Genomic DNA, 26,029 nt, shown 5'->3' with positions numbered 1-26,029 from the left:
GATGTCCGCGGGAGAGATCTTCTGGGATGTCGTGCCGTACGTGACGCTGGCGATCGTGATCGTCGGCACCTGGTGGCGCTACCGCTACGACAAGTTCGGCTGGACCACCCGTTCGTCGCAGCTGTACGAATCCCGACTGCTGCGCATCGCGAGCCCGATGTTCCACTTCGGCATCCTCGTGGTGATCGTCGGTCACATCATCGGGCTGGTGATCCCGCAGTCGTGGACCGATGCGGTCGGGTTGAGCCAGCACGCCTACCACGTTCAGGCGGTCACGCTCGGCTCGATCGCCGGCGTCGCGACGCTCGTGGGCATCATCCTGCTGATCTACCGGCGCCGCACCCGCGGACCGGTGTTCCTCGCGACCACCGCGAACGACAAGCTCATGTACATCGTGTTGGTCGCCGCGATCGTCGCCGGGCTGGCCGCGACGCTGCTCGGTTCCGGCGTGGTCGGCGAGGAGCACAACTACCGCGAGACGGTCTCGCTGTGGTTCCGCTCCATCTGGGTCCTGCAGCCGCGCGGTGATCTCATGGCGGAGGCTCCGCTGTACTTCCACATCCACGTCCTCATCGGGCTCGCGCTGTTCGCGCTGTGGCCGTTCACCCGGCTCGTGCATGCGTTCAGCGCGCCGATCGCCTACCTGTTCCGCCCGTACGTCGTGTACCGCAGCCGGGACGTGGCACGGAAAGGCCAGCTCGTCGGGTCGCAGCCGCGGCGCCGCGGCTGGTGAGATCTCCCCGCCGCAGCCGGTGAGTTCCTCGGTCCTGAGGCGTCGCGTGTAGGGTGTGCTTTTCCCACTTCGTACCCCACGTGCCGATCGCCTCAGGACCGCAGAACACTTCCATGGCTTCCAACCGCCGTACCTCCACCGCCATCTCTGCCGACCACGCCGCAGCCGTCGCGGACTCCGGCGTGCGGCGCACCGTCCTGCCGGGCGGTGTCCGAGTTGTCACCGAGCACGTGCCGGGGGTGCGGTCCGCCGCCGTCGGCATCTGGGTGGGAGTCGGTTCCCGCGACGAACATCCGTCGGTCGCCGGCGCCGCCCACTTCCTCGAGCATCTGCTCTTCAAGGCGACCCCCACCCGCACCGCGCTCGACATCGCCGAACTCGTGGACGGTGTCGGCGGTGAACTCAACGCGTTCACGTCCAAAGAGCACACGTGCTTCTACGCGCACGTCCTCGACGACGATCTGCCGCTCGCCGTCGACGTGGTCGCCGACGTGGTGCTGCGCGGCCGGTGCCGCAGCGCCGACGTCGACGTCGAACGGCAGGTGGTGCTCGAGGAGATCGCCATGCGCGACGACGACCCCGAAGACCTCCTCGGCGACAGCTTCCTCACCGCGCTCTACGGCGACCACCCGATCGGCCGGCCCGTCATCGGCTCCGTCGAGTCGATCGAGTCGATGACCCGCAACCAGCTCCACTCGTTCCACGTCCGCCGCTACACGCCGCACCGGATGGTCGTCGCGGTCGCCGGCAACGTCGACCACGAGCACACCGTCGAGCTGGTGCGCCGCGCCTTCGCCGCCCACATCGACCGCGGGGCCCAGCCGGCGCCGCGCCGGGAGGGAACAGCGCGGCTGCGCACGCCACCGGCGCTGAGCATCACCGACCACGACGGGGAACAGGCGCACCTGTCGCTCGGGGTGCGCGCCTTCGGACGGCACGACGGTCGCCGCTGGGCACTGTCGGTGCTCAACGCCGCGATCGGCGGTGGCCTGAGCTCGCGGCTGTTCCAGGAGGTACGCGAGAAGCGCGGACTGGCCTACTCCGTGTACTCCGGGGTCGACACGTTCGCCGACACCGGCGCGTTCTCGATCTACGCCGGGTGCCAGCCCGAGAACCTCGCCGAGGTCGCGACCGTGATCCGGGAAGTGCTGCGCGACGTCGCCGACCACGGCATCACCGACGCCGAATGCGCGCGGGCGAAGGGATCGATTCGCGGTGGCCTCGTGCTCGGGCTCGAGGACACCGGTGCCCGGATGCACCGGATCGGCCGCAGCGAACTCAGCTACGGCACCCACTGGAGCGTGAGCGAGACCCTCGAGCGCATCGCCGGGGTCACGTCCGACGAGGTGCGCGCGGTCGCCGGGGAACTGCTGAACCGGCCGTTCGCGGCGGCCGTCGTGGGGCCCTACCGCCGCGCCCGGGATCTGCCCGCGTCGGTGCGCGGCATCGTGGGGTGAACCCGCGACCGGTTGCTCGGGTGGGCACCCGGATTGCGTACGCTCTTGTGCGACGGACGTGACGGAAGGGCGTGACGAGACAAGTGAACGCAACAGCTATCCGGGTGGGTGTGCTCGGAGCCAAGGGCAAGGTCGGGCAGGCGATCTGCAAGGGCGTCGAGGACGCGGCCGATCTCGAGCTGGTCGCGACCGTCGACAAGGGCGACAGCATCGAGTCGTTCGTCACGTCGGGCACCCAGGTCGTTGTCGACTTCACCAACCCCGACGTCGTCATGGGCAACCTGGAATTCCTGGTGCGCAACGGCATCCACGCGGTCGTCGGCACCACCGGCTTCGACGAGGAACGCCTCGAGAAGGTGCGCGGCTGGGTTGCCGAGTCGCCCGGAACCGGTGTGCTCATCGCCCCGAACTTCGCGATCGGCGCGGTCCTGTCGATGCGGTTCGCACAGGCCGCCGCGCGATTCTTCGATTCTGTCGAGGTCATCGAACTGCATCACCCGAACAAGGTCGACGCCCCGTCCGGAACGGCCTACCGCACGGCCGCGCTGATCGCCGAAGCCCGCGCCGCCGCGGGTGTGGGTCGCAGCCCGGACGCCACCACCACCGAACTCGAGGGTGCACGCGGCGCCGACGTCGACGGTGTGCGGGTGCATTCGGTGCGGCTCGCGGGTCTGGTCGCGCACCAGGAGGTCCTGCTCGGCACCCAGGGGGAGACCCTCACCATCCGCCACGATTCGATCGACCGGACCTCGTTCGTGCCGGGCGTACTGCTCGGCGTCCGCGAGATCGGGTCGCGACCGGGACTGACGGTCGGGATCGATCCTCTGCTCGACCTCTGACGGGGACGGGCCGCCACCGGCGGCCCGGTCCTACGTCCATCCGCGGGGAATCGTGGCGCGCGCATACCAGGCGCGGGCGTCGAGGGTGAAGGCGCCCGACGAGGGCAGTTGCTCCCGGCACGCTTCGCGAACAGCCGCCTGCTGCTGCGCGGTCAAGGTCTGCAGGTACTGGCCGGCCGGTCCGACCGCGAACGTGAACGGCTCCCAGAAGTCGTCGAAATCGGCGTAGTCGGCGCGAGCGATCAGCCTGCCGGCGATCACCTCGTCGAGACCGGCGCGGCGGAACCGGTCGGCGATGTCACCCTCGGCCGTCCCGGCCATCGCGCTCTCGCCGACGGCGTCGGGGACGACGCTGCGCACCGCCGACCAGAACACCCGCAGCATCGTCATGCCGTCGGAGGCGATGTCCCACATGCACGCTGCGACGGTGCCGCCGGGACGGGTGATGCGAGCCATCTCGCGCACGCCGCGATCCGGGTCGGACATGAATCCGATCACCAGCGCGGCCGCGGTGACATCGAACGTGTCGTCCGGCCACGGCAGGTCCTCGGCCACGCCCACGCGCACGTCGACTCCGGCGTTCCGCTCCCGGCAGGCCGCCGCGAACTGCGGTGCCGGATCGATCGCGGCGACGTGGTCCGGTCCCACCCGGGACACCATCTCCGCGGTCAAACCGCCGGGGCCGCAACCGACATCGCACACACGAAGCCCGGAGGTCACCCCTGCGGCGTCCGCGAGCGCGGCCGCGAGTGTCGGGGCGTATCGGCCCATGTACCGGTCGTACTGCTCGGCCGGGGCGGCGAATTGCATGAGACCAGTGGACGCTGTCGTCGATGGACCGTCAAGGGCCGGTGGACGTGGGCACGCTCACCCCGGCGGCGTTCGGCCGCGGGTCCCCGAACGCGGCCTGAGACAATCGGCACGTGAAGAACGAACTGACCAAGGTCCTCGTGCCGATCGCGTTCATCGTGGTCGCGCTCGTCTTCTACTTCGTGCTGCTCGGCAAGGTCGGTATCGAACTGGTCGGTTCGGGCGAAGTCGCGGCGATCGGCCTCGGCATCGGCGTGCTGCTGCTGCCGTTCGTCGGCGCGTGGATCGTCTACGCCACGATCCGCGCGGGCCTGCAGCATCAGCACCTCGCGCGCCGCATCCACGAGGAGGGCCTCGAGCTCGACGTCAGCGACCTGCCGCGGATGCCGTCCGGACGCGTCGACCGCGACGCCGCCGACCAGCTGTTCCAGCAGGTCAAGCAGGAATGGGAGGCGGACCCGGACAACTGGCGCAACTCGTACCGGCTGGCCCGCGCGTACGACCACGCCGGTGACCGGCCCCGCGCCCGCGAGACCATGCGCCGCGCGGTGGCGCTCGAGAAGCTCGAACGCGACCGGAACGCGTCGTAGTCTGCACCCTGTGACCGACCCCGCTGCTCCCCAGGATCCGGCCGAGCGCGTCCTGCTCGTCGTCCACCACACGCCGTCGCCGCCCACCCGGGAACTGCTCGAGGCGGTGCTGGCCGGCGCGAACGACCCCGAGATCACCGGGGTGCGGGTGCGTTCGGTCCCGGCTCTCGGGGCGACCGTGCCCGACGTGCTCGCCGCCGACGGCTACGTGTTCGGCACCTCGGCGAACTTCGGCTACATGTCCGGTGCGCTCAAGCACTTCTTCGACACCGTGTACTACCCGTGCCTCGACGCGGTCGCCGGGCGGCCCTATGGGCTGTGGGTGCACGGCAACAACGACACCGCCGGTGCCGTCACGTCGGTGCAGAAGATCGTCACCGGACTGGAACTGACCCAGGCGGCAGCTGTCGTGGAGGTCACCGGCCCGATCGACGCGGCGGTGCGGGAGAAGTGCTACGAACTCGGCGCGACCGTCGCCGTGACCGTCGCGGGATAGTGCGGCTGCGCCGCCCGTGTGCCTTTGTGGCGGCAGGAGCCGCCACAAAGGCACACCGCTACGGGATCGGCTGGAACGGCGGCGGATTCGCGGGATCGAAGTTCGTCGGCAGGGTCGCGCAGGTCGCGCCCGGCTCCGGGTAGGTGTTCGGATTCAGCCGCAGCGCCTCGATGAACTGATCGATGCGCGGATCGTCGGCGTCCTCGACGAACAGCCGGTGTCCCCACGACTGCAGTGAGATCGGCTGTGCCAGATCGGGATACGGCGACATGAGCATGTAGCTCACGCCGTCGACGCGGGCGGCCAGCAGGTCCACCTGCTCGTCGGAGAGCCGCTCGGGATCGTAGGTGATCCACACCGCGCCGTGCTCGAGCGAGTGCACCGCGTTCTCGCTGCGGATCGGCACCGGGTAGACGATGCCTGTGCACGTCGCCCACGCCGCGTCGTGCGGCCCACCGAACGGCGGGCTGTACTCGTACGGGACCCGCTCCGAGGCTCCCACGTGATCGCCCGCGGGATAGTCGACGATCTCGATTCCCGGGATGTCGACCGACGGATCCGCTACGGTGTCGGCCCCGGAGCCGTTCCCGTCGGACTCGGACCCGCAGCCGGCGAGGGCGATCGCGACGACAGCGCCGACCGCGACCGCGAACGACCTGCGCACCACCGTCAGACCGTCTTCGCGACGAACGCGGCCAGGCCCTTGCTCGCCGTCTCGACGGCCATCTTCTGGGCCTTCTTCACGAGGAACCCGGGCAGCGGAATCTTCGGGTCGATCGTCAGCGAGAACTCGACGCTGGTGCCGTCGGCGGTGGGCGACAGGGCGTACGCGCCGTCCTGCTGCTTCTGCTGGCTGCTCTCGACGAGCGTCCACGACATCGACTCGTTGCCGTTCCACGCATAGTCGACGACCTGCTCGTCGGTGATGCCGATGATCGACACCGTCATGCGGACGCGATGCGGGCGTCCGTCCGGGTGGGTGCTCTCGATCGTCACGGACTTGTGCGCCGAGGACCACTCCGGAAGCCGGTCCACCGCTGCGATGGCGGCCATCACCTGCTCCGGGGTCGCCTTGATCTCCGAGGTGAGGGAACTGCTGACGGCCATCGGGTTTCACTCCTTGTCCCAGGTGCGGTGCGTCGGAAATGTACCGCACCCGAGAGAAGTTCACTCTTCGTCGCGGTCGGCCTCGGGGGAATGTCCGGATTCCTCGGGGCCGGAGTCGGCCGGTTCCGGATCCTTCCGGGCGCCGGCGGCGCCGGATCGGGGCGCGCCGGGGCGACGGGGTGGACTGTACGAGCCCCAGTTGTGGTCGAATCCTGTTCTCTGATAGCGCATCTGGTCGCGCAGTGCGCCCTGCACGGCTTGCGCGACCCAGGAGTTGAGCGAGAGGCCGTTCTGCGCCGCGGCCTCCTCGGCGCGGGCCTTGATCTGCTCGACGAGTCGCAGCGTCACCCGGCTGATGTCGCCGGTGACCTCCTCGAACGTCGGTGGCGGGGTCTCGGATTCCGGTGCCGGACCGTCGTGGACCTCGACGACGGTCTCGCGTCCGTCGAGCCGGACCGTCACGCGCCGGTCCCCGAGCTGGTCGGAAACCTCGGTGGCGAGATCGGAGAGTGCGTCGAGCACGGCGAGCCGCACGGGGGCGGCGATCGCGGTGGCGAGTGCCGCGGCGGTGCGGCGGGTCTGTTCGTCACCGAGTTCCGCCGCGGCGAGCACGGCGTCGGTCACGGCGGCGGTATAGGTCTCGATGTTCATGACGTCATAGTGACGCCATAAATGACGCCGGTCAAGCATCGTGTTGACATCATCGCGACCTCACCGAGTGCGATCGACGCGGCGCGGCTACCGTCGCACCAGAGGTAGTGAACGAAGGCAGGAGATCGCGATGGCGCCCGAAGCTGTCACACCGAAGGTTCGGCTCGTCGCCCGAACCGAATTCGTCGCGCCCGACGACGTGCCCTGGGAGACCGACGCCGACGGCGGCGAGGCACTCGTCGAATTCGCCGGTCGCGCGTGCTATCAGAGCTGGTCCAAGCCCAATCCCCGCACCGCGACGAACGCCGGCTACATCCGGCACCTCATCGACGTCGGCCACCTGTCCGTTCTCGAACACAGCTCCGCGAGCTTCTACATCACCGGCATCTCGCGGTCGTGCACCCACGAACTGATCCGGCACCGGCACTTCTCCTACTCGCAGCTCTCCCAGCGGTTCGTGCCGGGCGGCGACACGCCGGTCGTGGTGCCGCCGGCGATCGAGGGCGACGAGGAGCTCGAGCGGTTGTTCCTCGCCGCCGCCGAGACCAGCAGGGCGGCCTACACCGAACTGCTCGGCGCTCTCGACGAGAAGCTGTCGCACGTTCCCGCGGGCCCGCTGCGCGCGAAGCGGGTGCGCGAGGCCGCCCGCTCCGTGCTGCCCAATGCCACCGAGACGCGCGTGGTCGTCACCGGCAACTACCGGGCGTGGCGGCACTTCATCGCGATGCGTGCCACCGAACACGCCGACGTCGAAATCCGTCGTCTCGCGGTCGAGTGCCTGCGTCGCCTGCAGGAGGTCGCACCGAACGTCTTCGGTGACTTCGCCGTCACCACACTGCCCGACGGGACCGAGGTCGCGGCCAGCCAGTTCACGACGGAGGGCTGAACAGCGCGACGGGGTGGGCGGGCGTGTGTCGCAGCGCCTTCTGCACGCGGTAGCCTTCTGACCATGACCAACGGTGATTCCGCTTCTGCTGTCGAGCTTCCGTTCGGCACCATCGCCACGGCGATGGTGACCCCGTTCACTGCCGACGGCAAGCTCGACGTCGATGCGGGAGTGCGTCTGGCGACCTACCTGGTCGACGGCGGCTGCGACGCACTGGTTCTCGCCGGTACCACCGGCGAGTCGCCCACCACGACCGAGAACGAGAAGCTCGAACTGATGCGCGCGGTCCTCGCCGCGGTCGGCGACCGGGCGAAGATCATCGCCGGTGCCGGCAGCAACGACACCGCGCACAGCGTCGAGCTCGCGCGCGACGCGGCTCGTGCGGGCGCACACGGCCTGCTCGTGGTCACCCCGTACTACTCGCGGCCCCCGCAGGCGGGCCTCTACGCGCACTTCACGGCCGTCGCCGATGCGACCGACCTGCCCGTGATGCTCTACGACATTCCGCCCCGCTCGGTGGTGCCGATCGAAACCGAGACGCTGCGCCGCCTCGCCGAGCATCCGCGGATCGTCGCGGTCAAGGACGCCAAGGGCGACCTGAACGCCGGTGCCGAGCTCATCGGAACCACCGACCTGAAGTTCTACTCGGGCGACGATCCGCTGAACCTGCCGTGGCTCGCGGTCGGCGCCGTCGGCTTCGTCAGCGTCATCGGCCACCTCGTTCCCGGCCGCCTGCGCGAGCTGCACACCGCGTTCATGAACGGCGACATCGCCCGCGCTCGCGCGATCAACCTCGAACTCGTGCCGATCCTGCGGGCCGTCGCCCGCCTCGGCGGTGTCAGCGCGTCCAAGGCCGGGCTGCGTCTGATGGGCATCGACGTCGGTGAGCCCCGCCTGCCGCAGGTCGCGCCGACCTCCGCGCAGATCGATGCGCTCGCCGCCGACCTCCACGCCGCCGGGGTGCTCTCGTGAGCGGCCCGTCCCGCGGCCGCGGGCGAGCCACCCGGAGCGCAGGCCCGCCCGCCACCCGCCCGCGCCGCACCCCGCAGACCTCTGCGGCGACCCAGCGACCCGACCTGCGTCAGCCGGTCGATCCGACTATGCGTCTGGGCGCACCGCCCAAGGCGCCCGCGAAGGGCCTGAGGGTCGTCGCGCTCGGCGGTATCGGCGAGATCGGCCGCAACATGACGGTCTTCGAGCACCAGGGCAAGATCCTGATCGTCGACTGCGGCGTGCTGTTCCCCGAGGATCAGCAGCCCGGCGTCGACCTGATCCTGCCCGACTTCCGGTACATCGAGAACCGGATGGACGACGTCGAAGCGATCGTGCTGACGCACGGTCACGAAGATCACATCGGCGCGGTGCCGTTCCTGCTGCGTCTGCGCCCCGACATTCCGGTGGTCGGCTCCAAGTTCACGTTGGCGCTGGTCGCGGCGAAATGCCGCGAGCACCGGCAGCGGCCCGTGCTCGTCGAGGTCACCGAGGGCGAGAGCACCACGCACGGCCCCTTCGAGTGCGAGTACTTCGCGGTCAACCACTCGATCCCCGACGCGATCGCCGTCGCGATCCGCACCGACGCCGGTCTCGTCCTGCACACCGGCGACATCAAGCTCGACCAGTTGCCCCTGGACAACCGGCTCACCGACCTGGCCGGGTTCTCGCGACTCGGCGACGAAGGCGTCGACCTGTTCCTCGTCGACTCCACCAATGCCGAGGTGCCGGGTTTCGTCACCCCCGAACGCGAGATCGGCGGCGTGCTCGACGGCGTCATCGGCAAGGCCACCAACCGCGTCATCGTCGCCTCGTTCGCCAGCCACGTCCATCGCATCCAGCAGGTCGTCGACGTCGCCGCCCGGTACAACCGGCGGATCGCGTTCGTCGGCCGCTCGATGGTCCGCAACATGCAGATCGCCCAGGACCTCGGGTACCTGCAGGTGCCCGACGGCCTCGTCGTCGACCTGGACACCGCGGCGAGCCTGCCGGGCAACCGCCTCGTCCTGGTCTCGACGGGATCCCAGGGCGAACCGCTCTCGGCCCTCTCGCGCATGGCCCGCGGCGAGCACCGGCAGATCAACATCCGCGCCGACGACCTCGTCGTGCTGGCGTCGTCGCTGATCCCCGGCAACGAGAACTCGGTGTTCGCGGTCGTCAACGGACTCGCCAAGCGCGGCGCGACCGTCGTCACCCAGCAGAACGCGAAGGTCCACGTCTCCGGCCACGCGTCGGCCGGTGAGCTGCTGTACCTGTACAACGCGGTGCGCCCGACCAACGCGATGCCCGTCCACGGCGAATGGCGGCACCTGCGCGCCAACGCGAAGCTCGCCGAGGCCACCGGTGTGCCGCCCGAGCGGATCGTCCTCGCGGAGGACGGTGTCGTCGTCGACATGGTCGACGGTCTCGCAGAGATCGTCGGGCAGATCCCCGTGGGCCACGTGTACGTCGACGGTCTGTCCGTCGGCGACGTCGGCGAATCGACCCTGTCGGACCGGCTCATCCTCGGCGAGGGCGGCTTCATCTCGATCTCGGTCGCCGTCGACTCGGCCACCGGCCGTGCGGTCAGTTCCCCCGAGGTGTCGGGACGCGGATTCTCCGACGACCCCACGGCCCTGTCCGAGGCCGCCCGGCTCGTCGACAAGACGCTCGACGAACTCGCCGCGGAAGGCATCAACGAGACCCACCGCATCGCGCAGGCCATCCGGCGTGTGGTCGGGCGCTGGGTGTCCGAGACCTACCGCCGCCGGCCGATGATCGTGCCGACCGTCATCGCGGTGACAGCGCCGGAGTGATCTTCGGGCGGCCCGCGTCCACCGACCGCGGGTCGCCCGCCAGGAGCGATGACGGTGTCGGGCGCGCCGTGTACCGTCGGCGCCGTGAGCCTGGCCAAACGCGAACGAGCAGCCCTGGTCCGCACGATGTCGGAGGTCGGTCCCGACGCGGCCACCCTCTGCGGGGACTGGACGACACGGGATCTCGCCGCGCACCTGCTGGTGCGCGAGCGCCGGATCGACTCGATGCCCGGCATCCTTCTGCCGCAGCTCGCGGACTACACCGAGAAGGTGCGCAAGTCGGCCACCGACCGGCCGTGGGCGTACCTGCTCGCGGACATCGAGTCCGGGCCGCCGGTGTGGTCCCCGTTGTTCCTGGTCGACGCGGTCGCGAACGCGGGGGAGATGTTCGTCCACCACGAGGACGTCCGGCGCGCCGTCGACGGCTGGGAGCCGCGGGTGCTGCCCGCCGACGATCAAGAGCACCTGTGGCGGCTGGCCCGGCAGATCGGCCGGCGCAGCTACCGCGGCAGCGATGTCAGCGTCGTCTTCGAACGCCCCGACGGCACCCGCGCCACCGTGCGGAAACGAGGCCCGCGCACCGTCATGCTGCGCGGAGAACCGGCGGAACTGCTGCTGCACGCGTTCGGTCGCGACCAGGTGCGGCTGGAGACGGACGGCGAGCCCCGCGACCTCGACGAGATCACGGCCTCGGCTCGCGGCGTGTGACGGTGAATACCCAGGTCACGGCGTGTCCTGTGACATGAACCGCGACGTGGTGCCGGTGTTGCGGATGGTTCGGATGGGGACCGAGCGGCTAACCTGACGGGTATGGCAGGAAAGTCGAGCAGTCGCGGATCGTCCACGACCTCCCGGTCGAAGGCGACAGCGCGCGGCTCGGCCGGGACCTCGAGCCGCTCCGGCAGCGCCGGTGCGAGCCGGTCCGGCGGTTCCTCGAAGAGCGGATCGTCGCGCAGCGGCGCGGCCAAGAGTGGAACCGCGAAGGCGGGCACCGCGAAGACCGGCGCCACCAAGCGCCGGTCCTCGGCGTCGTCCACCCGGACCCCGGCACGGCGTTCGGCCGCATCCACGCGTCCGGCCCGCGTCGCCGCGCCCTCTCGAACCTCGGCGTCCGGACGTCGGGGCCCCGGCGTGCTCGACTCCCTCGGGCGCGGCATCAGCGCCGGCTGGTTCATGATCGCTCGCGGCGTCGGCGCCACCATCCGCACGATGGGCAAGGCCGGCGACATCGAACACGGTCACCGCCGCGACGGCATCGCGCTCGGACTGATCGCACTCGGCCTGGTCGTGGCGGGCAGCGTGTGGTTCGGGGTCGGCGGCCCGGTCGGCGGCTGGGTCGAATCCGGGGTGCGCGCGGTCACCGGTGGTGCCAGCGCAGTGCTGCCGCTCGTCGCGATCGGTATCGCCGTGGTGCTCATGCGCACCGAGCCGCGACCCGAGATCCGCCCCCGCCTGATCCTCGGCGGGCTGCTGGTCGGGCTCCCCGCACTCGGGCTGTGGCACATCGCATCCGGATCGCCGACCACTCCCGAAGGCCGATCGCAGGGCGCCGGGTTCGTCGGCGGCGCGGTCGGCGGGCCGCTCACCTCGGGCCTGACCGTCTGGCTCTCGGTGCCGCTGATGGTGCTGGCCGCCGGGTTCGGGATCCTGCTCATCACCGGCACCACCGTGCGTGAACTGCCTGGTCTCTTCCGCGACTACTTCGGGTTGTCCTATCGCGCCGACGACGAATACGGCGACTACGACGAGTACGACCCCCACGACGACTTCGGCCGTGACGAACCGCCGTACGACGACCACGACCCGACGCTGTTCGACGCCGACGGCTATCCCACCGAACGCCGCCCGCGACGGCGCCGCACCCCGGCCGAGAACTACCCGACCGACGAATTCGACGGCAACGCCCGCACCGAGGTGCTGCCGCTGTGGGACGCGCCCGCGACGAAGCCGTTCGAGGCGCCGCCCGCTCCCGAACCCGAACCGGAACCGGAACCGACGCCGGAACCGCCCAAACAGCGGACCAGGCCCAAGCCGACCCCGAAGCCCACCCCGCCGCCGACGCCGGCCGTCGACGAGGCCGACGAACTCGACGCGATGGTGCCGGAGCGGGTCGTCGAAGGCGACTACACGCTGCCGTCGATCGGGCTGCTCATCCAGGGCGACCCGCCGAAGACGCGCTCGTCCGCGAACGACCAGATGATCGACTCGATCACCGAGGTCCTCGAACAGTTCAAGATCGACGCGGCGGTCACCGGGTTCACCCGCGGTCCGACCGTCACCCGCTACGAGGTCGAACTGGGTCCCGGCGTCAAGGTCGAGAAGATCACCGCGCTGGCGCGCAACATCGCGTACGCCGTCGCGACCGACAACGTGCGGTTGCTCGCCCCGATCCCGGGCAAGTCCGCGGTGGGCATCGAGGTGCCCAACTCGGACCGCGAACTGGTCCGGCTGGCCGACGTGCTCGCCGCCCCGAGCACCCGCAAGGATCGGCATCCGCTGGTGATCGGCCTCGGCAAGGACATCGAGGGCGACTTCGTGCACGCCAACCTGGCGAAGATGCCGCACCTGCTGGTGGCCGGTTCCACCGGTTCCGGTAAGTCCAGCTTCGTCAACTCGATGCTGGTGTCGCTGTTGATCCGGGCGACCCCGGAGGACGTGCGGATGATCCTCATCGACCCCAAGATGGTCGAGTTGACGCCGTACGAGGGCATCCCGCACCTCATCACGCCCATCATCACGCAGCCGAAGAAGGCGGCGGCCGCGCTGGCGTGGCTCGTCGAGGAGATGGAGCAGCGCTACCAGGACATGCAGGCCAACCGGGTGCGGCACATCGACGACTTCAACGCCAAGGTGCGCTCCGGGGAGATCACCGCGCCGCTCGGCAGTGAACGCGTGTACCGCCCGTATCCGTACATCCTGGCGATCGTCGACGAGCTCGCCGACCTGATGATGACCGCGCCGCGTGAGGTCGAGGAGTCGATCGTGCGGATCACGCAGAAGGCCCGCGCCGCCGGTATCCACCTCGTGCTGGCCACGCAGCGACCGTCCGTGGACGTCGTCACGGGCCTGATCAAGACGAACGTGCCGTCCCGGCTGGCGTTCGCGACCTCGTCGCTCACGGACTCGCGCGTCATCCTCGACCAGCCCGGCGCCGAGAAGCTCATCGGTATGGGCGACGGTCTGTTCCTGCCGATGGGGGCGGGCAAACCGCAACGCCTGCAGGGTGCGTTCATCACCGACGAAGAGATCGCCGCGGTCGTCGACTTCACCAAGAACCAGGCCGAACCCGAGTACACCGAGGGCGTCACCACGCAGAAGGCGGGGGAGAAGAAGGACGTCGACCCCGACATCGGCGACGACCTCGACGTGTTCCTCCAGGCCGTGGAACTGGTGGTGTCCAGCCAGTTCGGCTCGACGTCGATGCTGCAGCGCAAGCTGCGCGTCGGTTTCGCGAAGGCCGGCCGGCTCATGGACCTGATGGAGACCCGCGGTGTGGTCGGCCCGAGCGAAGGGTCGAAGGCCCGCGAGGTGCTGGTCAAGCCGGACGAACTCGAGGGCCTGCTGTACTCCATCCGTGGGGGCGGTGGAGACGGGGAGAACGGCTCCGACCAGGACTGATACGGCCCCGGGCTGCGAGTGTGGTTGAATGGACCACGTTGTGGAGGGGAGTATCCCCGTGATCCGCGACAGTTCCGTCAACACGTACGGCAGCGTTGCCGCTCCGGGACTGTCGGTCTGCACCTGTGCAGGCGGGAGAGACCTCCGGTGCCCTTCCAGGTCTACCGGAGGAATTCAGCCCCATGCATGTGACACCCCTGGTGTGGCTCGTCACGATCGCGGTCATCGCCGCGCTCTTCGTGTTCGACTTCGTCTCCCACGTCCGTACCCCGCACGCCCCCTCGCTGCGTGAATCCGGATTCTGGTCCGCCGTCTTCATCGGCATCGCGATCCTGTTCGGCGTCGTGGTCTTCGCGCTGTGGGGACCGCAGTACGGCGGCGAGTACTTCGCCGGCTACGTCACCGAGAAGGCGCTGTCGGTCGACAACCTGTTCGTGTTCGTGGTGATCATGGCGACCTTCGCGATCCCCCGCGAATATCAGCAGAAGGTGCTCACCATCGGCATCGTCCTGGCCCTGGCGATGCGCGGCGCGTTCATCGCGGTCGGTGCCGCGGCGATCAACGCCTACAGCTGGGTGTTCTACCTGTTCGGCGTCTTCCTGCTGTACACCGCGGTCAAGCTGATCATCGACCACAACAAGGACGAGGACACCAAGCCCGACGAGGGCCGCATCGTGAAGCTGGTGCGCAAGGTCGTTCCCACCACCGAGCACTACGACGGCGACCGTCTGGTCACCCGGATCGACGGCAAGCGCATGGTCACGCCGCTCATGCTCGCGCTGCTCGCCATCGGCTTCGCCGACGTGCTGTTCGCCCTCGACTCCATCCCGGCGATCTACGGCCTCACCCAGGAGCCGTACCTGGTGTTCACGGCGAACGCGTTCGCCCTGATGGGCCTGCGTCAGCTGTTCTTCCTCATCGGCGGCCTGCTGGACCGCCTCGTGTACCTGTCGTACGGCCTGTCGATCATCTTGGCGTTCATCGGCCTCAAGCTTGTGCTGCACGCGCTGCACGAGAACACGCTGCCGTTCGTCAACGGCGGGGAGCACGTCGCGGTCCCGGAGATCTCCACGAGCCTGTCGTTGGCGGTGATCATCGGGGTGCTCGTCGTGACGACCGTCCTGAGCCTGCTCAAGAACCGCAGCGACGCCCGGAAGGCCGAGGCCGTGGAGAGCTCCGAAACCGAGAACGTGCGGTGACCGTCAGGCGTTGAACACGCCCATCACCGGCTGCCAACCGGTGATGCGGACGGCGTCGACGAGGTTGCGCTGCGCGAACGGGTCCTGTGCCATCAGTTCGTGCGCGGCAGCCTCGTCGGCGACGTCGATGAGGATCAGGGCGCCCGAACCGTCCACCCACGGGCCCGTCGCCACGACCGTGCCCGCGTCGACGAGGTCGCTCAGCCAGCTGCGGTGCGTCGGGCGGTGCTCGTCGCGTGCGGCGACGGTGGCGTCGGAGTAGGTGTATTCGACGGCGAACAGGGGCATGGGTTCCTCGCTTCGGGTTCGGGGTGTGCTCCGGAGCCGCTCAGAGCGTGAGCAGCATCCGCGTGTTGCCGAGTGTGTTGGGTTTGACGTAGCTCAGATCCAGGAACTCGGCGACGCCGGTATCGTACGACCGGCACATTTCGGCGTAGACCTCGGCGGTGACGGGGGTGCCCTCGATCTCGGCGAATCCGTGCCGGCCGAAGAACTCCACCTCGAACGTGAGCACGAAGAGCCGGTCGAGCTCGAGTTCCCGCGCGACCTCGATGAGTTTGGCCACCACGAGATGTCCGGCGCCGCGCCCCTTGACCCGCGGATCCACCGCGACCGTGCGCACCTCGCCGAGATCCGCCCACAGCACGTGCAGCGCGCCGCAGCCGATGACCTCGCCACCCGATTCGGCCACCCAGAACTCCTGCACCGACTCGTACAGGGTCACGAGGTTCTTCTCGAGCAGGATGCGACCTGCATAGATGTCGATGAGACGCTTGATCTCCGGAACGTCCGACGTTCGAGCACGGCGCACGATGATCCGGTCGGCGTGTTCGTGATCGGGCGTCGGAGAAGTCATGCGGTGAACAGTAGCGGGTGCTCGGAACGATATTGTGGGTCACGTGCCGGTCGGATCGTCGAGTTCATCCCAGATTCCGGGGGAACTACGTCCACCGGCCCGACCTGTGCCGACTTCCGGTACTTCACGACGTTGCACCCGGAGGTCCGCATGAGCACGCCCCGTCCCCATGTCGCCGGGGCCGGTAGCGGCGCCGCGCCGGGACCGCACGCCGGCACCGCCCACGAGCCGGTGCCGCTGTGGAACATCGCGAACATCCTCACCATGCTGCGGATCGCGCTGGTGCCGGTGTTCCTCGTGCTGCTGTTCGTCGGCGACGGTCACGAGACCCGTTGGCGCATCGCGGCCACGGCGGTGTTCGCGATCGCCGCGATCACCGATCGCGTCGACGGTCAGCTCGCCCGTCGTCGAGGTCTGGTCACGGATTTCGGCAAGCTCGCCGACCCGATCGCGGACAAGGCGCTGATCGGTGCCGCACTCGTCGGCCTGTCGGTCCTCGGCGACCTGTCCTGGTGGGTGACCGGAATCATCGCCGCCCGCGAACTCGGTATCACGGCACTGCGATTCGCGGTGCTCCGGCACGCGGTGATCCCCGCCAGCCGCGGCGGCAAGGCCAAGACTCTCGTGCAGACCCTCGCGATCGGGGTGTACCTGCTGCCTTTGCCGGACGCCGTGATGCCGTTCGCGGTCGCGCTGATGGCGCTGGCAGTGCTGTTGACCGTCGGTACCGGCATCGACTATGTGGTCCAGGCGGCACGGTTGCGCGCGGGCGTCCGCACGGAGGCCCAGCATCACCGCGACGACCAGCATCACCGCGACGACCTGGGCGGAGCCGAAGCGTAGATGGCCGCCGCGCCGGATCCTCTCGTCGCCGCCACCCGGGCCGCAGACCTCGTTGCCGCCCTCGTCGAGCGAGGGCAGACCGTCGCGACCGCCGAATCGCTCACTGCGGGCCTGCTCTCGGCCACGATCGCCGGTGTGCCCGGAGCCAGCGCGGTGTTGCGCGGTGGTCTCGTCGTGTACGCGACCGATCTGAAGTCATCGCTTGCCGGCGTCGACACCGAGCGCCTCGGGCGGGACGGTCCGGTCGCCGAGTCGACCGCTGCAGCACTCGCCGAGGGCGCTGCGGAACGCTGCGGTGCGACGTGGGGTGTCGGACTGACCGGGGTCGCCGGCCCCGACGATCAGGACGGGCACCCGCCGGGCACCCTTTTTCTGGGGATCTGCGGCCCCGACGGCACCACCGTGACATGCCCTGCGGTGCACGGCGACCGATGGTCCATCCGGCTCGGTGCGGTGGACGCCGCCGTGTCGGGGCTACTCGGGCGCCTGACATCGGACTCGGCGTTGTAGTGTCTGCTCACCGCGGTTTCGGTGCACGGTGTCGCGACCGCGGGAACCCGGCGGCGCGGTTACGCGTTGTCCGGGATAAGGCACGACGGACGAGGAGGACGCGATGGCTCTGTTGTTGCGTGAGGCAATCGGTGACAGCCTTCGGCGCACCCGTGTGTCGCAGAGTCGCACTCTGCGCGAGGTGTCGAGCAGTGCGCGGGTCAGCCTCGGCTACCTCTCGGAGATCGAACGCGGACGCAAGGAAGCGTCGAGCGAACTCCTCGCGGCAATCTGCGACGCGCTCGAGGTGCCGCTGTCCGACGTGCTGTTCGACGTCAGCGAGTCGCTGGCGGATGCGGCACCGCATCGCGATCGGAAGGATGCCGCTGCGGCGGCACCCCTCGATTCCGGGGTGGCCGTCCACGGTCCTGCCGGGGATCCGGCCGCGCGAATTGCGCAGGACACCCGCGTGGTGATTCCGCCACCTGCGACGCGGGCGCTGGCTGCCGCCTAACATGGATCACGACCGCGCCGGCTTGCCGGATGCGGACGAAAGCGACAGACTTTTTCGGGTCACCACCGGGGGGTGGCCCGGGACACGACAGGTGGGACCGCCCGATGAACGGTGAAGGTGCGGCGGTCCGAATCGGTGCGCGAGGGCCGCGCACCGGGTCGCGTTCGGCGCGGCGTACCAGATGGAGGCAGGATCACACCCATGGCTAATCCGTTCGTCAAGGGTTGGAAGTACCTCATGGCGCTTTTCAACTCCAAGATCGATGAGAAGGCCGATCCGAAGGTCCAGATTCAGCAGGCGATCGAGGATGCCCAGCGTCAGCACCAGGCCCTGTCCCAGCAGGCTGCGTCCGTCATCGGCAACCAGCGGCAGCTCGAGATGAAGCTCAACCGTCAGCTGGACGAGGTCGAGAAGCTCAACGCCAGTGCCCGTCAGGCCGTGCTCATGGCCGACCAGGCCACCGCCGCCGGCGACACCGAGAAGGCCATCCAGTACACGAACGCCGCCGAGGCGTTTGCGGCCCAGCTCGTGACCGCCGAGCAGTCCGTCGAGGACCTCAAGGTGCTGCACGACCAGTCGCTGCAGGCCGCGGCGCAGGCGAAGAAGGCCGTCGAGCAGAACGCGATGGCCCTGCAGCAGAAGGTCGCCGAGCGCACCAAGCTGCTCAGCCAGCTCGAGCAGGCGAAGATGCAGGAACGGGTCAGCGAGTCGCTGCGCTCGATGGACTCGACCCTGTCGGCTCCCGGCACCACCCCGAGCCTCGACGCCGTGCGCGAGAAGATCGAGCGGCGTTACGCCGACGCCTTGGGCTCGGCCGAGCTCGCCCAGAATTCGGTGCAGGGCCGCATGCTCGAGGTCCAGCAGGCGACGATCCAGATGGCCGGGCACAGCCGGCTCGAGCAGATCCGCGCATCGATGAAGGGCGAGGCGCTCCCCGGTGGTGCCGCCGGTACCTCCACGCCGGCCGTGAACACCGCGAAGGAACCGCCGGCCGCCGGTGCAGCGGGAACGCAGTAGTCGACAGTCGGATGTGATCCAGACATGAGCACTCCGGGCAACGGCCGGGTCGGGAACGTTCCCGCCCCGGCCGTTGCCGCGCTCAGGGAAGCCGCCGACGGTGTCGTCGAAGCGGCGCGCCGCTGGCGTGATCCGTCCGCCCGGCTGCGGCGGAAGAAGCGGCGGGCCCGCCGCAGAGCCCGAATCTTCGGGGCCGCCACCGGCATGTGGGGCGTCGGCACCGCCACGCTGGTCGCCGCGTCCGCCCCGGACTGGACGATCGTCGCGACCGGCGGCACCACCGCGGCGCTCGCGGTTCCCGCGGTTCTGGCGGTACGGAAGGTGCGACGCCTCGATGCGGTGCCCATCCCGCCGGCTCCTCCGCGTCGGCGCGCGTTGCCGCCGGACGGTTCCGTCGCACGCGCACCCATGGCGCGACTGGCCAGCAACGAGCGGAGCCTGGCGCATCTGCTCGGGGTCCTCGCCCGGTCCCAGGCGGTCGTCGCCGAGGATCTCGACGAGATCGGCGAGGCCGCTCGGGCCGCGTCGTCCGCGCTCGAGGCCGTCGCGGTCGACGTCGTCGCGCTCGAATCCGCAGCACGTGGGAGCGCCGCGGCCGCGGCGCAGCTCGGACCGGCGCTCGCCGCGGCCGGTCACCGTCTCGAGACCGGTGTCGATCAGTTCGAGGAACTCGTGGCGGCCGCCGCGCGGCTCGCCGGGGCGCCCGAGGGCAGCCGGCCCATGGCCGTGCTCGAGCAGCAGCGCGCCGAATTGATCTCCGCGTCCGATCGCCTCGAGGGCTGGGCCCAGTCGTGGCAGGACGTCGACCGGATCCAGCAGCGGTTCCGGCCCTAGGAACTACGCCTAGTCGTCCACGCCCCGCGCGGAGAGTGCTTCGCCCATCGCATCCGCGGACCGCAGGGCGCCCACGACGACCGGAACCACCAGGGCGCGCAACGAGAAGCCCAGGCCGCGGGCCTTGCGCGCGTCGCTCACCTGTGTCACCAGCTCACCGAGCAGGGGGATGCAGCGGATGGTCATGACCAGCACGAGGCCGATCCGCTCCGGATTCACACCGACCCGGCGCAACGGCCCCAGGCCCGCAACGATCGCGTCCAGCATGTCCGTCACGCGGGTCGTGAGCGTCACCAGCGCCGCGAGCGCGACCGCGAGCAGCAGCGAACCGCACACCACCACCGCGCGTTCCCAGCCCGCGACCACGACCTGGAACACACCGATGAACGCGAGCATCCACAGCAACGGACGCAACTGGACGACGGCGAGCCGGACCGGAATCCGCGCCATGGCGTAGAGCCCGGCCACGGCGGCGGCGACGGGCAGCACCTGCCACGGCCGGTCGATCCACAACGTCAGCGCGACGATGGCCGCCGCGGTGACGACGAGCTTCGGTCCGGCCGGGAGGCGGTGCAGCGGCGTGGTCGCCGGGTGGTAGAGGCCCAGCGTCGTCATGATGCGACCAGGGTCCGGTAGAAGTCGACGGCCGGGCCGGGCGCGTCGTCGGCGACGATCCGGCCGCCGTCGACGACGAGCACCCGATCGAAGTCGGCGAGCAGGTCCAGTTGGTGGGTCACGACGATCAACTGCTGTTCGAGGTTCGCGAACGTCTGCGAGATCAGCCTCGTATTGCGGAGATCGAGCAGGGTGGTCGGCTCGTCCGCGACGAGGACCTGCGGGTCGGTGACCATGATCGCGGCCAGCGCCAGCATCTGCTTCTGGCCTCCCGACAGCAGGTGGCTGGGGTGGTCGTGGTGCCCGCCGAGGCCGAAGTCGCCGAGGACCCGCCGGACCCGTTCGGCGCGTTCGGCTTTGCCGAGTCCGCTGCGCCGCAACGAGAAGTCCACGTCCTCGGCGACGGTCGGCATGACGATCTGGTGGTCGGGATCGGTGAACACGAATCCGACGCGTCGCCGCACCTCGCGGCCCTTGCGTGCGGTGTCCAGACCGTCGACGGTGACCGTGCCGGAGGTGGGAACGACGAGACCGTTGATCATGCGGGCCAGCGTCGATTTGCCGCTGCCGTTGGCCCCGACGATCCCGATCCGCCTTTCGGTGAGGATCACGTCGATGCCGTCGAGCACGACCCGTTCGCCGTAGGCGTGCCGGACCGAATCGAAGCGGATCTCGCTCATCGACGGACGGTCAGTGGGCGAGGTCGCCGGCGGGCTTCGCCGCCACACGCGACGCGATCAGGCCGGGGTAGGCGCGGTGCACCTGCGCCGCAACGGCGGCTGCGACGACGGCCTTGAGCAGGTCGCCGGGCAGGAACGTCACGTTGGCGCTCAGCGCGGCCCAGAAGGTCAGGTCGGTGCGCAGCAGCATCCCGGCGATGCCGAAGGCGTACAGCACCACGATCCCGCCCAGCACGTTGATCGCGACACCGGGCACCACCCGGTAGCGCGGCAGCATCCGCGCGGACAGCCAGCCGATGACCGCGACGGCGGGAATCCAGCCGATCAGGAAGCCGGCGGTGGGGGAGGCCAGGGACGTGAGGGTCGTGCGACCGCCGGCGAGCACGGGAAGCGCAAGACCCAACACGATGACCGTCGCGACGGACAGCACACCCTTGCGGGCACCGAGCAGTGCGCCGGCGAGCATCACTCCGAGGGTCTGCAGCGTGATCGGCACGCCCGACGATCCGATGGTGATCTGCCCGGGAAGCCCGAGCGCGATGATCAGAGCAGCGAACACGGCGATCTGCGCCAGGTCGCGGGCGGGAATGCGACGGGTCGACGACACGATTTCTCAGCCTTCTTCACATGGGTGGGAACGCGTCGAGCCTATGTGCCTTGTGCGTGCTGTGCGTCACCACCCCGCTCCGGGAGCGACCCCGACGTGGCGGCCGGCGGCTCGGGGATTCCCCCCATCTTTCCCTGATTTGTGGTCTGACCTGGTGTTTTTCCGGTCCGGGACTGTCAGGATCGTGGTGTACGGCAGTGAGATATGCCAATCGAGTCAGGAGAAGGCGATGTTCTGGAAGATCGTGGGTGTGGTGGCGCTGGTGTGGATCGGCCTGGCGTTGTTCGGCGCCCTGTTCGAGCACTTGTTCGGGATTCTCGTGGTGAGCGCGATCATCTTCGGCGGATATCTGATCTACAAGGCGATCGCGGGTGACAAGCACGACGACATCATGAAGGTCTGATCCACGGCGCTCCGCGCCTGTCGTCCACGGCGCTCCGCGCCTGTCGTCCACGGCGCTCCGCGCCTGTCGTCCACGGCGCTCCGCGCCTGTCGTCCACAGCGGTCCGCGCCTGTCACCTGCGCAGCAACCGGGTGAGCAGGCGCCGCCCTTGCCCGAGTGAGACGTCGGGAAGGTAGGCGCGTCCGACCGCGACGCCGATCGCGGGCAGCGCGGCGGGATCCGGGAAGACCATGTACAGGGGCCGGTACTCGGGCCGGAACTTGGACTTGAACGCGAGCAGCGACCGGAACCCGTAGACCGGTTCGAGGGTGCGCCCGAGCATCTCGAGCAGCGCGTCGAGTGCCGTGCGGTCCACCGCGTCGGTCCGCCCGGCCGCGGCCAGGGGCGCACCGGACAGGCTCAGGTACTCGAGTCCCTCCTCCTGGGCGGACAACGCGGCCGACGCGATGAGGAACTCCATCGACGGGCGGAAACCGTCGGAGCGACGCCGCATGAAGTCGAGGGTCAGCGCGACGGCGGTGCCGTCGCGGTAGACCGGCATCCACGAGGTGATGGCGTGGACGTGCCGGTCGCCGTCGATCGCGAGCAGCAGCCGGACCTCGGGGTCGCGGAGTTCCTCGAGACCGCCGAGCGTGAACCCCATCTCCGGCAGGCCCTTGTCGGCGACCCATTCCTCGGAGATCGCCACGATCTGCTCGACGACGGCCAGCGGCGCGTCGTGCAGGCTCGTCCATTCGGCGGTGACGCCGTCCTTGCGGGCTCGGTTGAGGGCGGTGCGCACGTCCTGGAACTTCTTGCCGGAGAAGGCCAGCCCTTCGAGCCGGATCACGGTTTCCTCGGCGACCTGCAGGCACGTCCAGCCGTGCTCGCGGGCGATGGCCGCGGTGGGCTCGCCGACCGAGTACAGGCACGGGGTCCAGCCGTTCTCGGCGCAGTACGAGGCGAACTCGTCGACGGCGGCGACGAGGGTGTCGCGGTCGCCGATCGGGTCGCCGGTGGTGAGCGCGACACCGGAGTGCACCCGGTAGGCGACGGCGTGCCTGCCGTCGGAGGAGAACCAGTAGTGGTTGCCGCCCCAGGTGGTCATCCACGACAGGGACGATCCGCCGGGCGAGTGCAGCAGTTCGCGGACGCGTCGCTGCGCGTCGGCGTCGTAGCCGAGCGCCGGCACCTGGAAACTGCGCAGCATCAGTCCGCAGAACACCGCCCACACCAGGACGCCGACCCACTCGAACAGCAGGGTCGCGGCGGACGTGAGCGGCAGCACGGGCGGTTCGAACAGCTGGAGATAGACCGGCGGGATCAGCCGCCGCGGCATGTCCCGCAGCAGGGTCCATGCTCCCGGATCGCGATCGAAGCCGTCGGCGAGCAGCGATCCGGCGCCGACGTAGACGAGTGCGGCGACCACGACGGCGCCGAGTGTGCCCAACCACACGGGGGCATAGGTGCCGCGTGGGGCACGGACCTGGAACAGTCGTCGGCTCCCCAGCAGCAGCACGAGGATCGCGACCAGCGCCAGCAGCGGGGCCAGTTCCATGTACACCGAGCTGTGCCGATGCTGCCCGTACAGCAACGACCGGGTCGCGTCCTGCTCGGTGGTCTCGGCGACGAAGCTCGCGGCGGCCACCGCGATCAGTGCGACGTGCGCCCACACCGACAGCAGCCACCCGGCGCGTCGTCCCCGGCGCAGCCCCTCCGCGGAGACGAGCAGCACGATCGACGGCATCAGATTCAGCACGAGCGGTCCGAGTCCGGACAGCCGCAGCGCCTGCTGTCCCTTGCGGCATTCGGCGTGCAGCGCCGGGTCGGCACACACGTCCACCAGTTCGCGGGCCGAATAGGGAACCTGGTCGAACAGCATCCGCAGCGCCGAGAGCGGCCCGATCGCGTGCGGCGAGAACGCGGCCAGCACGGGACCGAGCACGCTCGCGGCCACGACCAGCGCGACCAGCGTGCGCTGCTCGCGGACGGTGCCGCCGAGTGCCGGGCCCCGCGCGGAGCGTCCGCACAGCCACGGCCCCAGCAGCACGCCCGCCACCGCCGCGCACAGCCGCGTCACGTCCTGCAGGTGCCCGGCGAACAGCGCGGCCGTCACCAGGAACACCAGCACGAGCGTCCGGATCCGTCGCCGCCACAGGGTGTTCATCACCGCGGTCGACGCGAGCAACGTACCCAGGACCCAGGGGAGTGGATCCTCGATCACATGACCGTGCAGTTCGAGGCCCCACGTGTTGGGGACGGTCGACGCCGCCCACGCGATCAGCAGCGCCAGCGCCGAACCGATGCCCTGCGTCACGACCGCGGCACCTGCGAACGGCACGCTGCCGATGCGATTCTCCGTCGGCACCGCCACCGCCAGGATCACGACGGTCACCAGCAGGTACTCGACGATGCCGGACGCGAACAGGCCCGAGGTCCACAGCACCCACACGTGTCCGCTTTCGAAGCTCGCCACCCCCGACGACACCCATCGCGCGAGATCGGGGGACGGTCCGTGCCGGAGGGAGCCGGTCAGGATTCCGAGCGCCCACAACGCGGCCAGCAGGACGAGGGAAACCGGCGCGCGGCGCAGCGCAGTCGCCGCGCGCCCTGCGGGCCCGTCGAGCACCCCCCGCGCGGTCACGAGGTGAGACCCAGTCGCCGGCTCAGCCACGGCAGCTCCTCCTCCAGTGCGGCGGACCACAGCGAAAAGGTGTGTCCCCCTGGTAGTTCCGTCAAGTGCACGTCCATACCGGCCGCGCGCGCCGCGGCGGTGAGCTGCTCGACACCCGCACGGTACTCGCGGTCGTCGAGACCCACCACGAACGCGCCCGCGCTGTCCGGATAGCGGTTGTGCGCAAGCAGATCCGCCGGGTTGTTGCGGGCGAAGGCCGCGTCGTCGCCGCCGAACGCCTCCTGCACGGTGCGGGCGCGATCACCGAGGGTGGGCTCGGCCTGTCCGGAGATGTCGAGGAAGGTCGGATACACGTCCGGCCGGACGGTCGCGAGCTGCAGCGCGCAGGTACCGCCGTAGGACAACCCGCCGATCGCCCACGCCCGTGGATCCTCGTCGATCTGCAGGTTCTGCTTCACCCAGGCGGGCACGTCCACGGTCAGGTACGACGCGGCGTTGCCCAGCCGCGAATCCATGCACAGCGGATTGGCGAACTGCCCGCCGGTGCCGTCCGCGACCACGACCACGGGTGCGAGCCCGTCGTGTTGCGCGGCGAACGCGTCCATCGTCTGTGTCAGCCTGCCGCCGACCAGCCAGTCGTCCGGGCTGCCGGGTTGTCCCGCCAGCAGGACCAGAACCGGAAGTTCGGGCCGGGGATCGGTGAAATAGGCCGGGGGCAGGTAGATCCGCGCTTCACGTGCGGGGAACCCGGACGTTGCGGCGGGGATCGGTGCAGACACCACGGCACCGGTGGAAGGCATGTCGGGCGGTGGTGACCACTGCGCCGAGAGTGGCGTGCCCGTGACGGTCGTCGCGGTGCGGGCCTGCGCTTCGGTGAGCGGAACGGTGCGGAACACGGACAGGCCCAGTGCGGATCGCACGGTCGGATAGGCGTCGAAGACGAGGTTGATCTGGCCGGCCGCCGCGGTGGCGACCAGTGCCGCCGCGACGACGAGGCCCACCGCAACCGGGATGTGACGGCGCTCCCGGCGCCGGAACAGCCATCGGCCGATCAGCAGCGCGACGGCCAGGACGGCGGTCGCGGACCATGCGTACACGGCGTGGGGCAAGGGGTCCGGGAACGGTCGCCACACCTTCTCGATCAGCAGCGCCGCGAGTCCGACCAGAACCAGTGTCGCCGCGATCGCGCCGGGGATGCCGACGACGGTCCAGCGTCGACTCCTGCGCGCCACGAGTACCGCGATCCCGACCACGGTCAGACACCAGAACGTCACGGCCGCCGCGGTGGTGATCAGCTGTACGTCGAGCATCGCATCGGCGATACCGGACCAGGACATGATCATCAGTATGCGCGAGTGCCCCCGCACCGAACCGTCATCGCAGAT

28 protein-coding genes are annotated in these 26,029 nt (G+C 69.7%); 17 read left to right on the top strand and 11 right to left on the bottom strand.

Translation table 11 applies throughout. The features are described 5' to 3' along the window. Position 1: 1 nt before the first annotated feature. From narI to dapB, 3 genes are all read left to right on the top strand, one after another. Complete coding sequence (gene narI, locus ACWDUD_RS18765; RefSeq protein ID WP_197250606.1) at positions 2–733, top strand: respiratory nitrate reductase subunit gamma; 732 nt, start codon at positions 2–4, stop codon at positions 731–733. 113 nt (positions 734–846) lie between these two features. Next, positions 847–2,190 (top strand): M16 family metallopeptidase, encoded by a 1,344-nt coding sequence (locus ACWDUD_RS18760; RefSeq protein WP_197250607.1) that lies wholly within the window; start codon positions 847–849, stop codon positions 2,188–2,190. A gap of 83 nt (positions 2,191–2,273) precedes the next feature. Next, positions 2,274–3,029 (top strand): 4-hydroxy-tetrahydrodipicolinate reductase, encoded by a 756-nt coding sequence (gene dapB, locus ACWDUD_RS18755; RefSeq protein ID WP_197250615.1) that lies wholly within the window; start codon positions 2,274–2,276, stop codon positions 3,027–3,029. Between the two features lie 30 nt (positions 3,030–3,059). On the opposite strand, the gene ACWDUD_RS18750 is transcribed toward dapB, so the two are convergent. Then, on the bottom strand, positions 3,060–3,839 hold the full coding sequence (locus ACWDUD_RS18750) for a class I SAM-dependent methyltransferase (RefSeq protein WP_450110248.1): 780 nt from the start codon (positions 3,837–3,839) through the stop codon (positions 3,060–3,062). A 113-nt stretch (positions 3,840–3,952) separates the two neighbouring features. On the opposite strand from ACWDUD_RS18750, the gene ACWDUD_RS18745 reads away from it, so the two are divergent. Both ACWDUD_RS18745 and ACWDUD_RS18740 read left to right on the top strand, forming a co-directional pair. After that, positions 3,953–4,429 carry a tetratricopeptide repeat protein gene (locus ACWDUD_RS18745; protein WP_197250609.1) on the top strand — a complete coding sequence of 159 codons (477 nt, stop codon included), beginning with the start codon at positions 3,953–3,955 and terminating at the stop codon, positions 4,427–4,429. A gap of 10 nt (positions 4,430–4,439) precedes the next feature. Beyond that, positions 4,440–4,925 carry a flavodoxin family protein gene (locus ACWDUD_RS18740; RefSeq protein WP_197250610.1) on the top strand — a complete coding sequence of 162 codons (486 nt, stop codon included), beginning with the start codon at positions 4,440–4,442 and terminating at the stop codon, positions 4,923–4,925. Positions 4,926–4,983: 58 nt separating this feature from the next. On the opposite strand, the gene ACWDUD_RS18735 is transcribed toward ACWDUD_RS18740, so the two are convergent. Genes ACWDUD_RS18735 through ACWDUD_RS18725 form a run of 3 tightly spaced genes read right to left on the bottom strand, consistent with a single transcriptional unit; the run spans position 4,984 to position 6,683 of the window. Further along, entirely contained in the window at positions 4,984–5,547 is a 564-nt protein-coding gene (locus tag ACWDUD_RS18735; RefSeq protein ID WP_248676324.1) for a DUF3105 domain-containing protein, read from the bottom strand. A 47-nt stretch (positions 5,548–5,594) separates the two neighbouring features. Beyond that, entirely contained in the window at positions 5,595–6,032 is a 438-nt protein-coding gene (locus ACWDUD_RS18730) for an SRPBCC family protein (RefSeq protein WP_197250611.1), read from the bottom strand. A 60-nt stretch (positions 6,033–6,092) separates the two neighbouring features. Then, positions 6,093–6,683 carry a toxin-antitoxin system HicB family antitoxin gene (locus ACWDUD_RS18725; RefSeq protein WP_450110247.1) on the bottom strand — a complete coding sequence of 197 codons (591 nt, stop codon included), beginning with the start codon at positions 6,681–6,683 and terminating at the stop codon, positions 6,093–6,095. A 130-nt stretch (positions 6,684–6,813) separates the two neighbouring features. On the opposite strand from ACWDUD_RS18725, the gene thyX reads away from it, so the two are divergent. The 6 genes from thyX (at position 6,814) to ACWDUD_RS18695 (ending at position 15,172) form a co-directional block, all read left to right on the top strand. After that, positions 6,814–7,569 (top strand): FAD-dependent thymidylate synthase, encoded by a 756-nt coding sequence (gene thyX / locus ACWDUD_RS18720; RefSeq protein WP_248676316.1) that lies wholly within the window; start codon positions 6,814–6,816, stop codon positions 7,567–7,569. A 63-nt stretch (positions 7,570–7,632) separates the two neighbouring features. After that, the gene (dapA, locus tag ACWDUD_RS18715) at positions 7,633–8,541 is read left to right on the top strand and encodes a 4-hydroxy-tetrahydrodipicolinate synthase (RefSeq protein ID WP_248676315.1); all 909 of its coding nucleotides are present in this window, start codon (positions 7,633–7,635) and stop codon (positions 8,539–8,541) included. After that, positions 8,538–10,355, top strand: coding sequence for a ribonuclease J (locus ACWDUD_RS18710; protein WP_450110246.1), 1,818 nt, complete (start codon positions 8,538–8,540; stop codon positions 10,353–10,355). Before dapA ends, ACWDUD_RS18710 begins: the two co-directional genes overlap by 4 nt. Before the next feature lie 84 nt (positions 10,356–10,439). Continuing rightward, on the top strand, positions 10,440–11,063 hold the full coding sequence (locus ACWDUD_RS18705; protein ID WP_450110245.1) for a TIGR03085 family metal-binding protein: 624 nt from the start codon (positions 10,440–10,442) through the stop codon (positions 11,061–11,063). A 102-nt stretch (positions 11,064–11,165) separates the two neighbouring features. Continuing rightward, entirely contained in the window at positions 11,166–13,973 is a 2,808-nt protein-coding gene (locus ACWDUD_RS18700) for a DNA translocase FtsK (protein WP_197255298.1), read from the top strand. Positions 13,974–14,155: 182 nt separating this feature from the next. Continuing rightward, positions 14,156–15,172, top strand: coding sequence for a TerC family protein (locus tag ACWDUD_RS18695; RefSeq protein ID WP_197255296.1), 1,017 nt, complete (start codon positions 14,156–14,158; stop codon positions 15,170–15,172). A gap of 3 nt (positions 15,173–15,175) precedes the next feature. On the opposite strand, the gene ACWDUD_RS18690 is transcribed toward ACWDUD_RS18695, so the two are convergent. Together ACWDUD_RS18690 and ACWDUD_RS18685 are read right to left on the bottom strand one after the other, a co-directional pair. Next, positions 15,176–15,460 carry a YciI family protein gene (locus tag ACWDUD_RS18690; protein ID WP_197255294.1) on the bottom strand — a complete coding sequence of 95 codons (285 nt, stop codon included), beginning with the start codon at positions 15,458–15,460 and terminating at the stop codon, positions 15,176–15,178. A gap of 40 nt (positions 15,461–15,500) precedes the next feature. Then, positions 15,501–16,028 (bottom strand): amino-acid N-acetyltransferase, encoded by a 528-nt coding sequence (locus ACWDUD_RS18685; RefSeq protein ID WP_197255292.1) that lies wholly within the window; start codon positions 16,026–16,028, stop codon positions 15,501–15,503. A 150-nt stretch (positions 16,029–16,178) separates the two neighbouring features. On the opposite strand from ACWDUD_RS18685, the gene pgsA reads away from it, so the two are divergent. The 5 genes from pgsA (at position 16,179) to pspM (ending at position 19,725) form a co-directional block, all read left to right on the top strand. Continuing rightward, positions 16,179–16,871, top strand: coding sequence for a CDP-diacylglycerol--glycerol-3-phosphate 3-phosphatidyltransferase (gene pgsA / locus ACWDUD_RS18680; protein WP_197255290.1), 693 nt, complete (start codon positions 16,179–16,181; stop codon positions 16,869–16,871). Continuing rightward, positions 16,872–17,381: a CinA family protein gene (locus ACWDUD_RS18675; protein ID WP_450110244.1), complete on the top strand. Its 510-nt coding sequence runs from the start codon at positions 16,872–16,874 to the stop codon at positions 17,379–17,381. 103 nt (positions 17,382–17,484) lie between these two features. Beyond that, positions 17,485–17,874: a helix-turn-helix domain-containing protein gene (locus ACWDUD_RS18670; RefSeq protein ID WP_197255288.1), complete on the top strand. Its 390-nt coding sequence runs from the start codon at positions 17,485–17,487 to the stop codon at positions 17,872–17,874. 201 nt (positions 17,875–18,075) lie between these two features. Further along, on the top strand, positions 18,076–18,891 hold the full coding sequence (locus ACWDUD_RS18665) for a PspA/IM30 family protein (RefSeq protein WP_197255285.1): 816 nt from the start codon (positions 18,076–18,078) through the stop codon (positions 18,889–18,891). 24 nt (positions 18,892–18,915) lie between these two features. Continuing rightward, on the top strand, positions 18,916–19,725 hold the full coding sequence (gene pspM / locus ACWDUD_RS18660) for a phage shock envelope stress response protein PspM (protein WP_450110243.1): 810 nt from the start codon (positions 18,916–18,918) through the stop codon (positions 19,723–19,725). Positions 19,726–19,734: 9 nt separating this feature from the next. Here the strand turns inward: pspM and ACWDUD_RS18655 are convergent, their stop codons facing one another. From ACWDUD_RS18655 to ACWDUD_RS18645, 3 genes are read right to left on the bottom strand one after another with little or no spacing between them, the layout of a single operon-like run. After that, complete coding sequence (locus ACWDUD_RS18655; RefSeq protein ID WP_248674734.1) at positions 19,735–20,340, bottom strand: energy-coupling factor transporter transmembrane component T family protein; 606 nt, start codon at positions 20,338–20,340, stop codon at positions 19,735–19,737. Beyond that, positions 20,337–21,020 (bottom strand): energy-coupling factor ABC transporter ATP-binding protein, encoded by a 684-nt coding sequence (locus tag ACWDUD_RS18650; RefSeq protein ID WP_450110242.1) that lies wholly within the window; start codon positions 21,018–21,020, stop codon positions 20,337–20,339. Before ACWDUD_RS18650 ends, ACWDUD_RS18655 begins: the two co-directional genes overlap by 4 nt. A gap of 10 nt (positions 21,021–21,030) precedes the next feature. Next, positions 21,031–21,627: a biotin transporter BioY gene (locus ACWDUD_RS18645; RefSeq protein ID WP_197252581.1), complete on the bottom strand. Its 597-nt coding sequence runs from the start codon at positions 21,625–21,627 to the stop codon at positions 21,031–21,033. 229 nt (positions 21,628–21,856) lie between these two features. Here ACWDUD_RS18645 and ACWDUD_RS18640 point away from each other — a divergent pair, with 229 nt between their 5' ends. Further along, positions 21,857–22,030: a hypothetical protein gene (locus ACWDUD_RS18640; protein WP_197252582.1), complete on the top strand. Its 174-nt coding sequence runs from the start codon at positions 21,857–21,859 to the stop codon at positions 22,028–22,030. 112 nt (positions 22,031–22,142) lie between these two features. On the opposite strand, the gene ACWDUD_RS18635 is transcribed toward ACWDUD_RS18640, so the two are convergent. Both ACWDUD_RS18635 and ACWDUD_RS18630 read right to left on the bottom strand, forming a co-directional pair. Continuing rightward, positions 22,143–24,653, bottom strand: coding sequence for a bifunctional lysylphosphatidylglycerol flippase/synthetase MprF (locus ACWDUD_RS18635; RefSeq protein ID WP_450110241.1), 2,511 nt, complete (start codon positions 24,651–24,653; stop codon positions 22,143–22,145). Further along, on the bottom strand, positions 24,650–25,981 hold the full coding sequence (locus tag ACWDUD_RS18630; RefSeq protein ID WP_450110240.1) for an alpha/beta hydrolase: 1,332 nt from the start codon (positions 25,979–25,981) through the stop codon (positions 24,650–24,652). Before ACWDUD_RS18630 ends, ACWDUD_RS18635 begins: the two co-directional genes overlap by 4 nt. Positions 25,982–26,029 lie beyond the last annotated feature (48 nt).

This window comes from Rhodococcus sp. NPDC003382, from assembly GCF_053589135.1.
Note: the sequence above shows the minus strand (reverse complement) of the source record. Positions and strands in the feature narration are given on the sequence as shown.

What these genes read in the sequence shown, in the direction of transcription:
- narI (WP_197250606.1), top strand. Translation starts at nt 2, where the DNA reads ATGTCCGCGGGAGAGATCTTCTGGGATGTCGTGCCGTACGTGACGCTG.
- ACWDUD_RS18760 (WP_197250607.1), top strand. Translation starts at nt 847, where the DNA reads ATGGCTTCCAACCGCCGTACCTCCACCGCCATCTCTGCCGACCACGCC.
- ACWDUD_RS18750 (WP_450110248.1), bottom strand. Translation starts at nt 3,839, where the DNA reads ATGCAATTCGCCGCCCCGGCCGAGCAGTACGACCGGTACATGGGCCGA.
- ACWDUD_RS18730 (WP_197250611.1), bottom strand. Translation starts at nt 6,032, where the DNA reads ATGGCCGTCAGCAGTTCCCTCACCTCGGAGATCAAGGCGACCCCGGAG.
- ACWDUD_RS18725 (WP_450110247.1), bottom strand. Translation starts at nt 6,683, where the DNA reads ATGAACATCGAGACCTATACCGCCGCCGTGACCGACGCCGTGCTCGCC.
- thyX (WP_248676316.1), top strand. Translation starts at nt 6,814, where the DNA reads ATGGCGCCCGAAGCTGTCACACCGAAGGTTCGGCTCGTCGCCCGAACC.
- dapA (WP_248676315.1), top strand. Translation starts at nt 7,633, where the DNA reads ATGACCAACGGTGATTCCGCTTCTGCTGTCGAGCTTCCGTTCGGCACC.
- ACWDUD_RS18700 (WP_197255298.1), top strand. Translation starts at nt 11,166, where the DNA reads ATGGCAGGAAAGTCGAGCAGTCGCGGATCGTCCACGACCTCCCGGTCG.
- ACWDUD_RS18695 (WP_197255296.1), top strand. Translation starts at nt 14,156, where the DNA reads ATGCATGTGACACCCCTGGTGTGGCTCGTCACGATCGCGGTCATCGCC.
- ACWDUD_RS18690 (WP_197255294.1), bottom strand. Translation starts at nt 15,460, where the DNA reads ATGCCCCTGTTCGCCGTCGAATACACCTACTCCGACGCCACCGTCGCC.
- ACWDUD_RS18685 (WP_197255292.1), bottom strand. Translation starts at nt 16,028, where the DNA reads ATGACTTCTCCGACGCCCGATCACGAACACGCCGACCGGATCATCGTG.
- pgsA (WP_197255290.1), top strand. Translation starts at nt 16,179, where the DNA reads ATGAGCACGCCCCGTCCCCATGTCGCCGGGGCCGGTAGCGGCGCCGCG.
- ACWDUD_RS18675 (WP_450110244.1), top strand. Translation starts at nt 16,872, where the DNA reads ATGGCCGCCGCGCCGGATCCTCTCGTCGCCGCCACCCGGGCCGCAGAC.
- ACWDUD_RS18670 (WP_197255288.1), top strand. Translation starts at nt 17,485, where the DNA reads ATGGCTCTGTTGTTGCGTGAGGCAATCGGTGACAGCCTTCGGCGCACC.
- ACWDUD_RS18665 (WP_197255285.1), top strand. Translation starts at nt 18,076, where the DNA reads ATGGCTAATCCGTTCGTCAAGGGTTGGAAGTACCTCATGGCGCTTTTC.
- pspM (WP_450110243.1), top strand. Translation starts at nt 18,916, where the DNA reads ATGAGCACTCCGGGCAACGGCCGGGTCGGGAACGTTCCCGCCCCGGCC.
- ACWDUD_RS18655 (WP_248674734.1), bottom strand. Translation starts at nt 20,340, where the DNA reads ATGACGACGCTGGGCCTCTACCACCCGGCGACCACGCCGCTGCACCGC.
- ACWDUD_RS18650 (WP_450110242.1), bottom strand. Translation starts at nt 21,020, where the DNA reads ATGAGCGAGATCCGCTTCGATTCGGTCCGGCACGCCTACGGCGAACGG.
- ACWDUD_RS18640 (WP_197252582.1), top strand. Translation starts at nt 21,857, where the DNA reads ATGTTCTGGAAGATCGTGGGTGTGGTGGCGCTGGTGTGGATCGGCCTG.
- ACWDUD_RS18630 (WP_450110240.1), bottom strand. Translation starts at nt 25,981, where the DNA reads ATGTCCTGGTCCGGTATCGCCGATGCGATGCTCGACGTACAGCTGATC.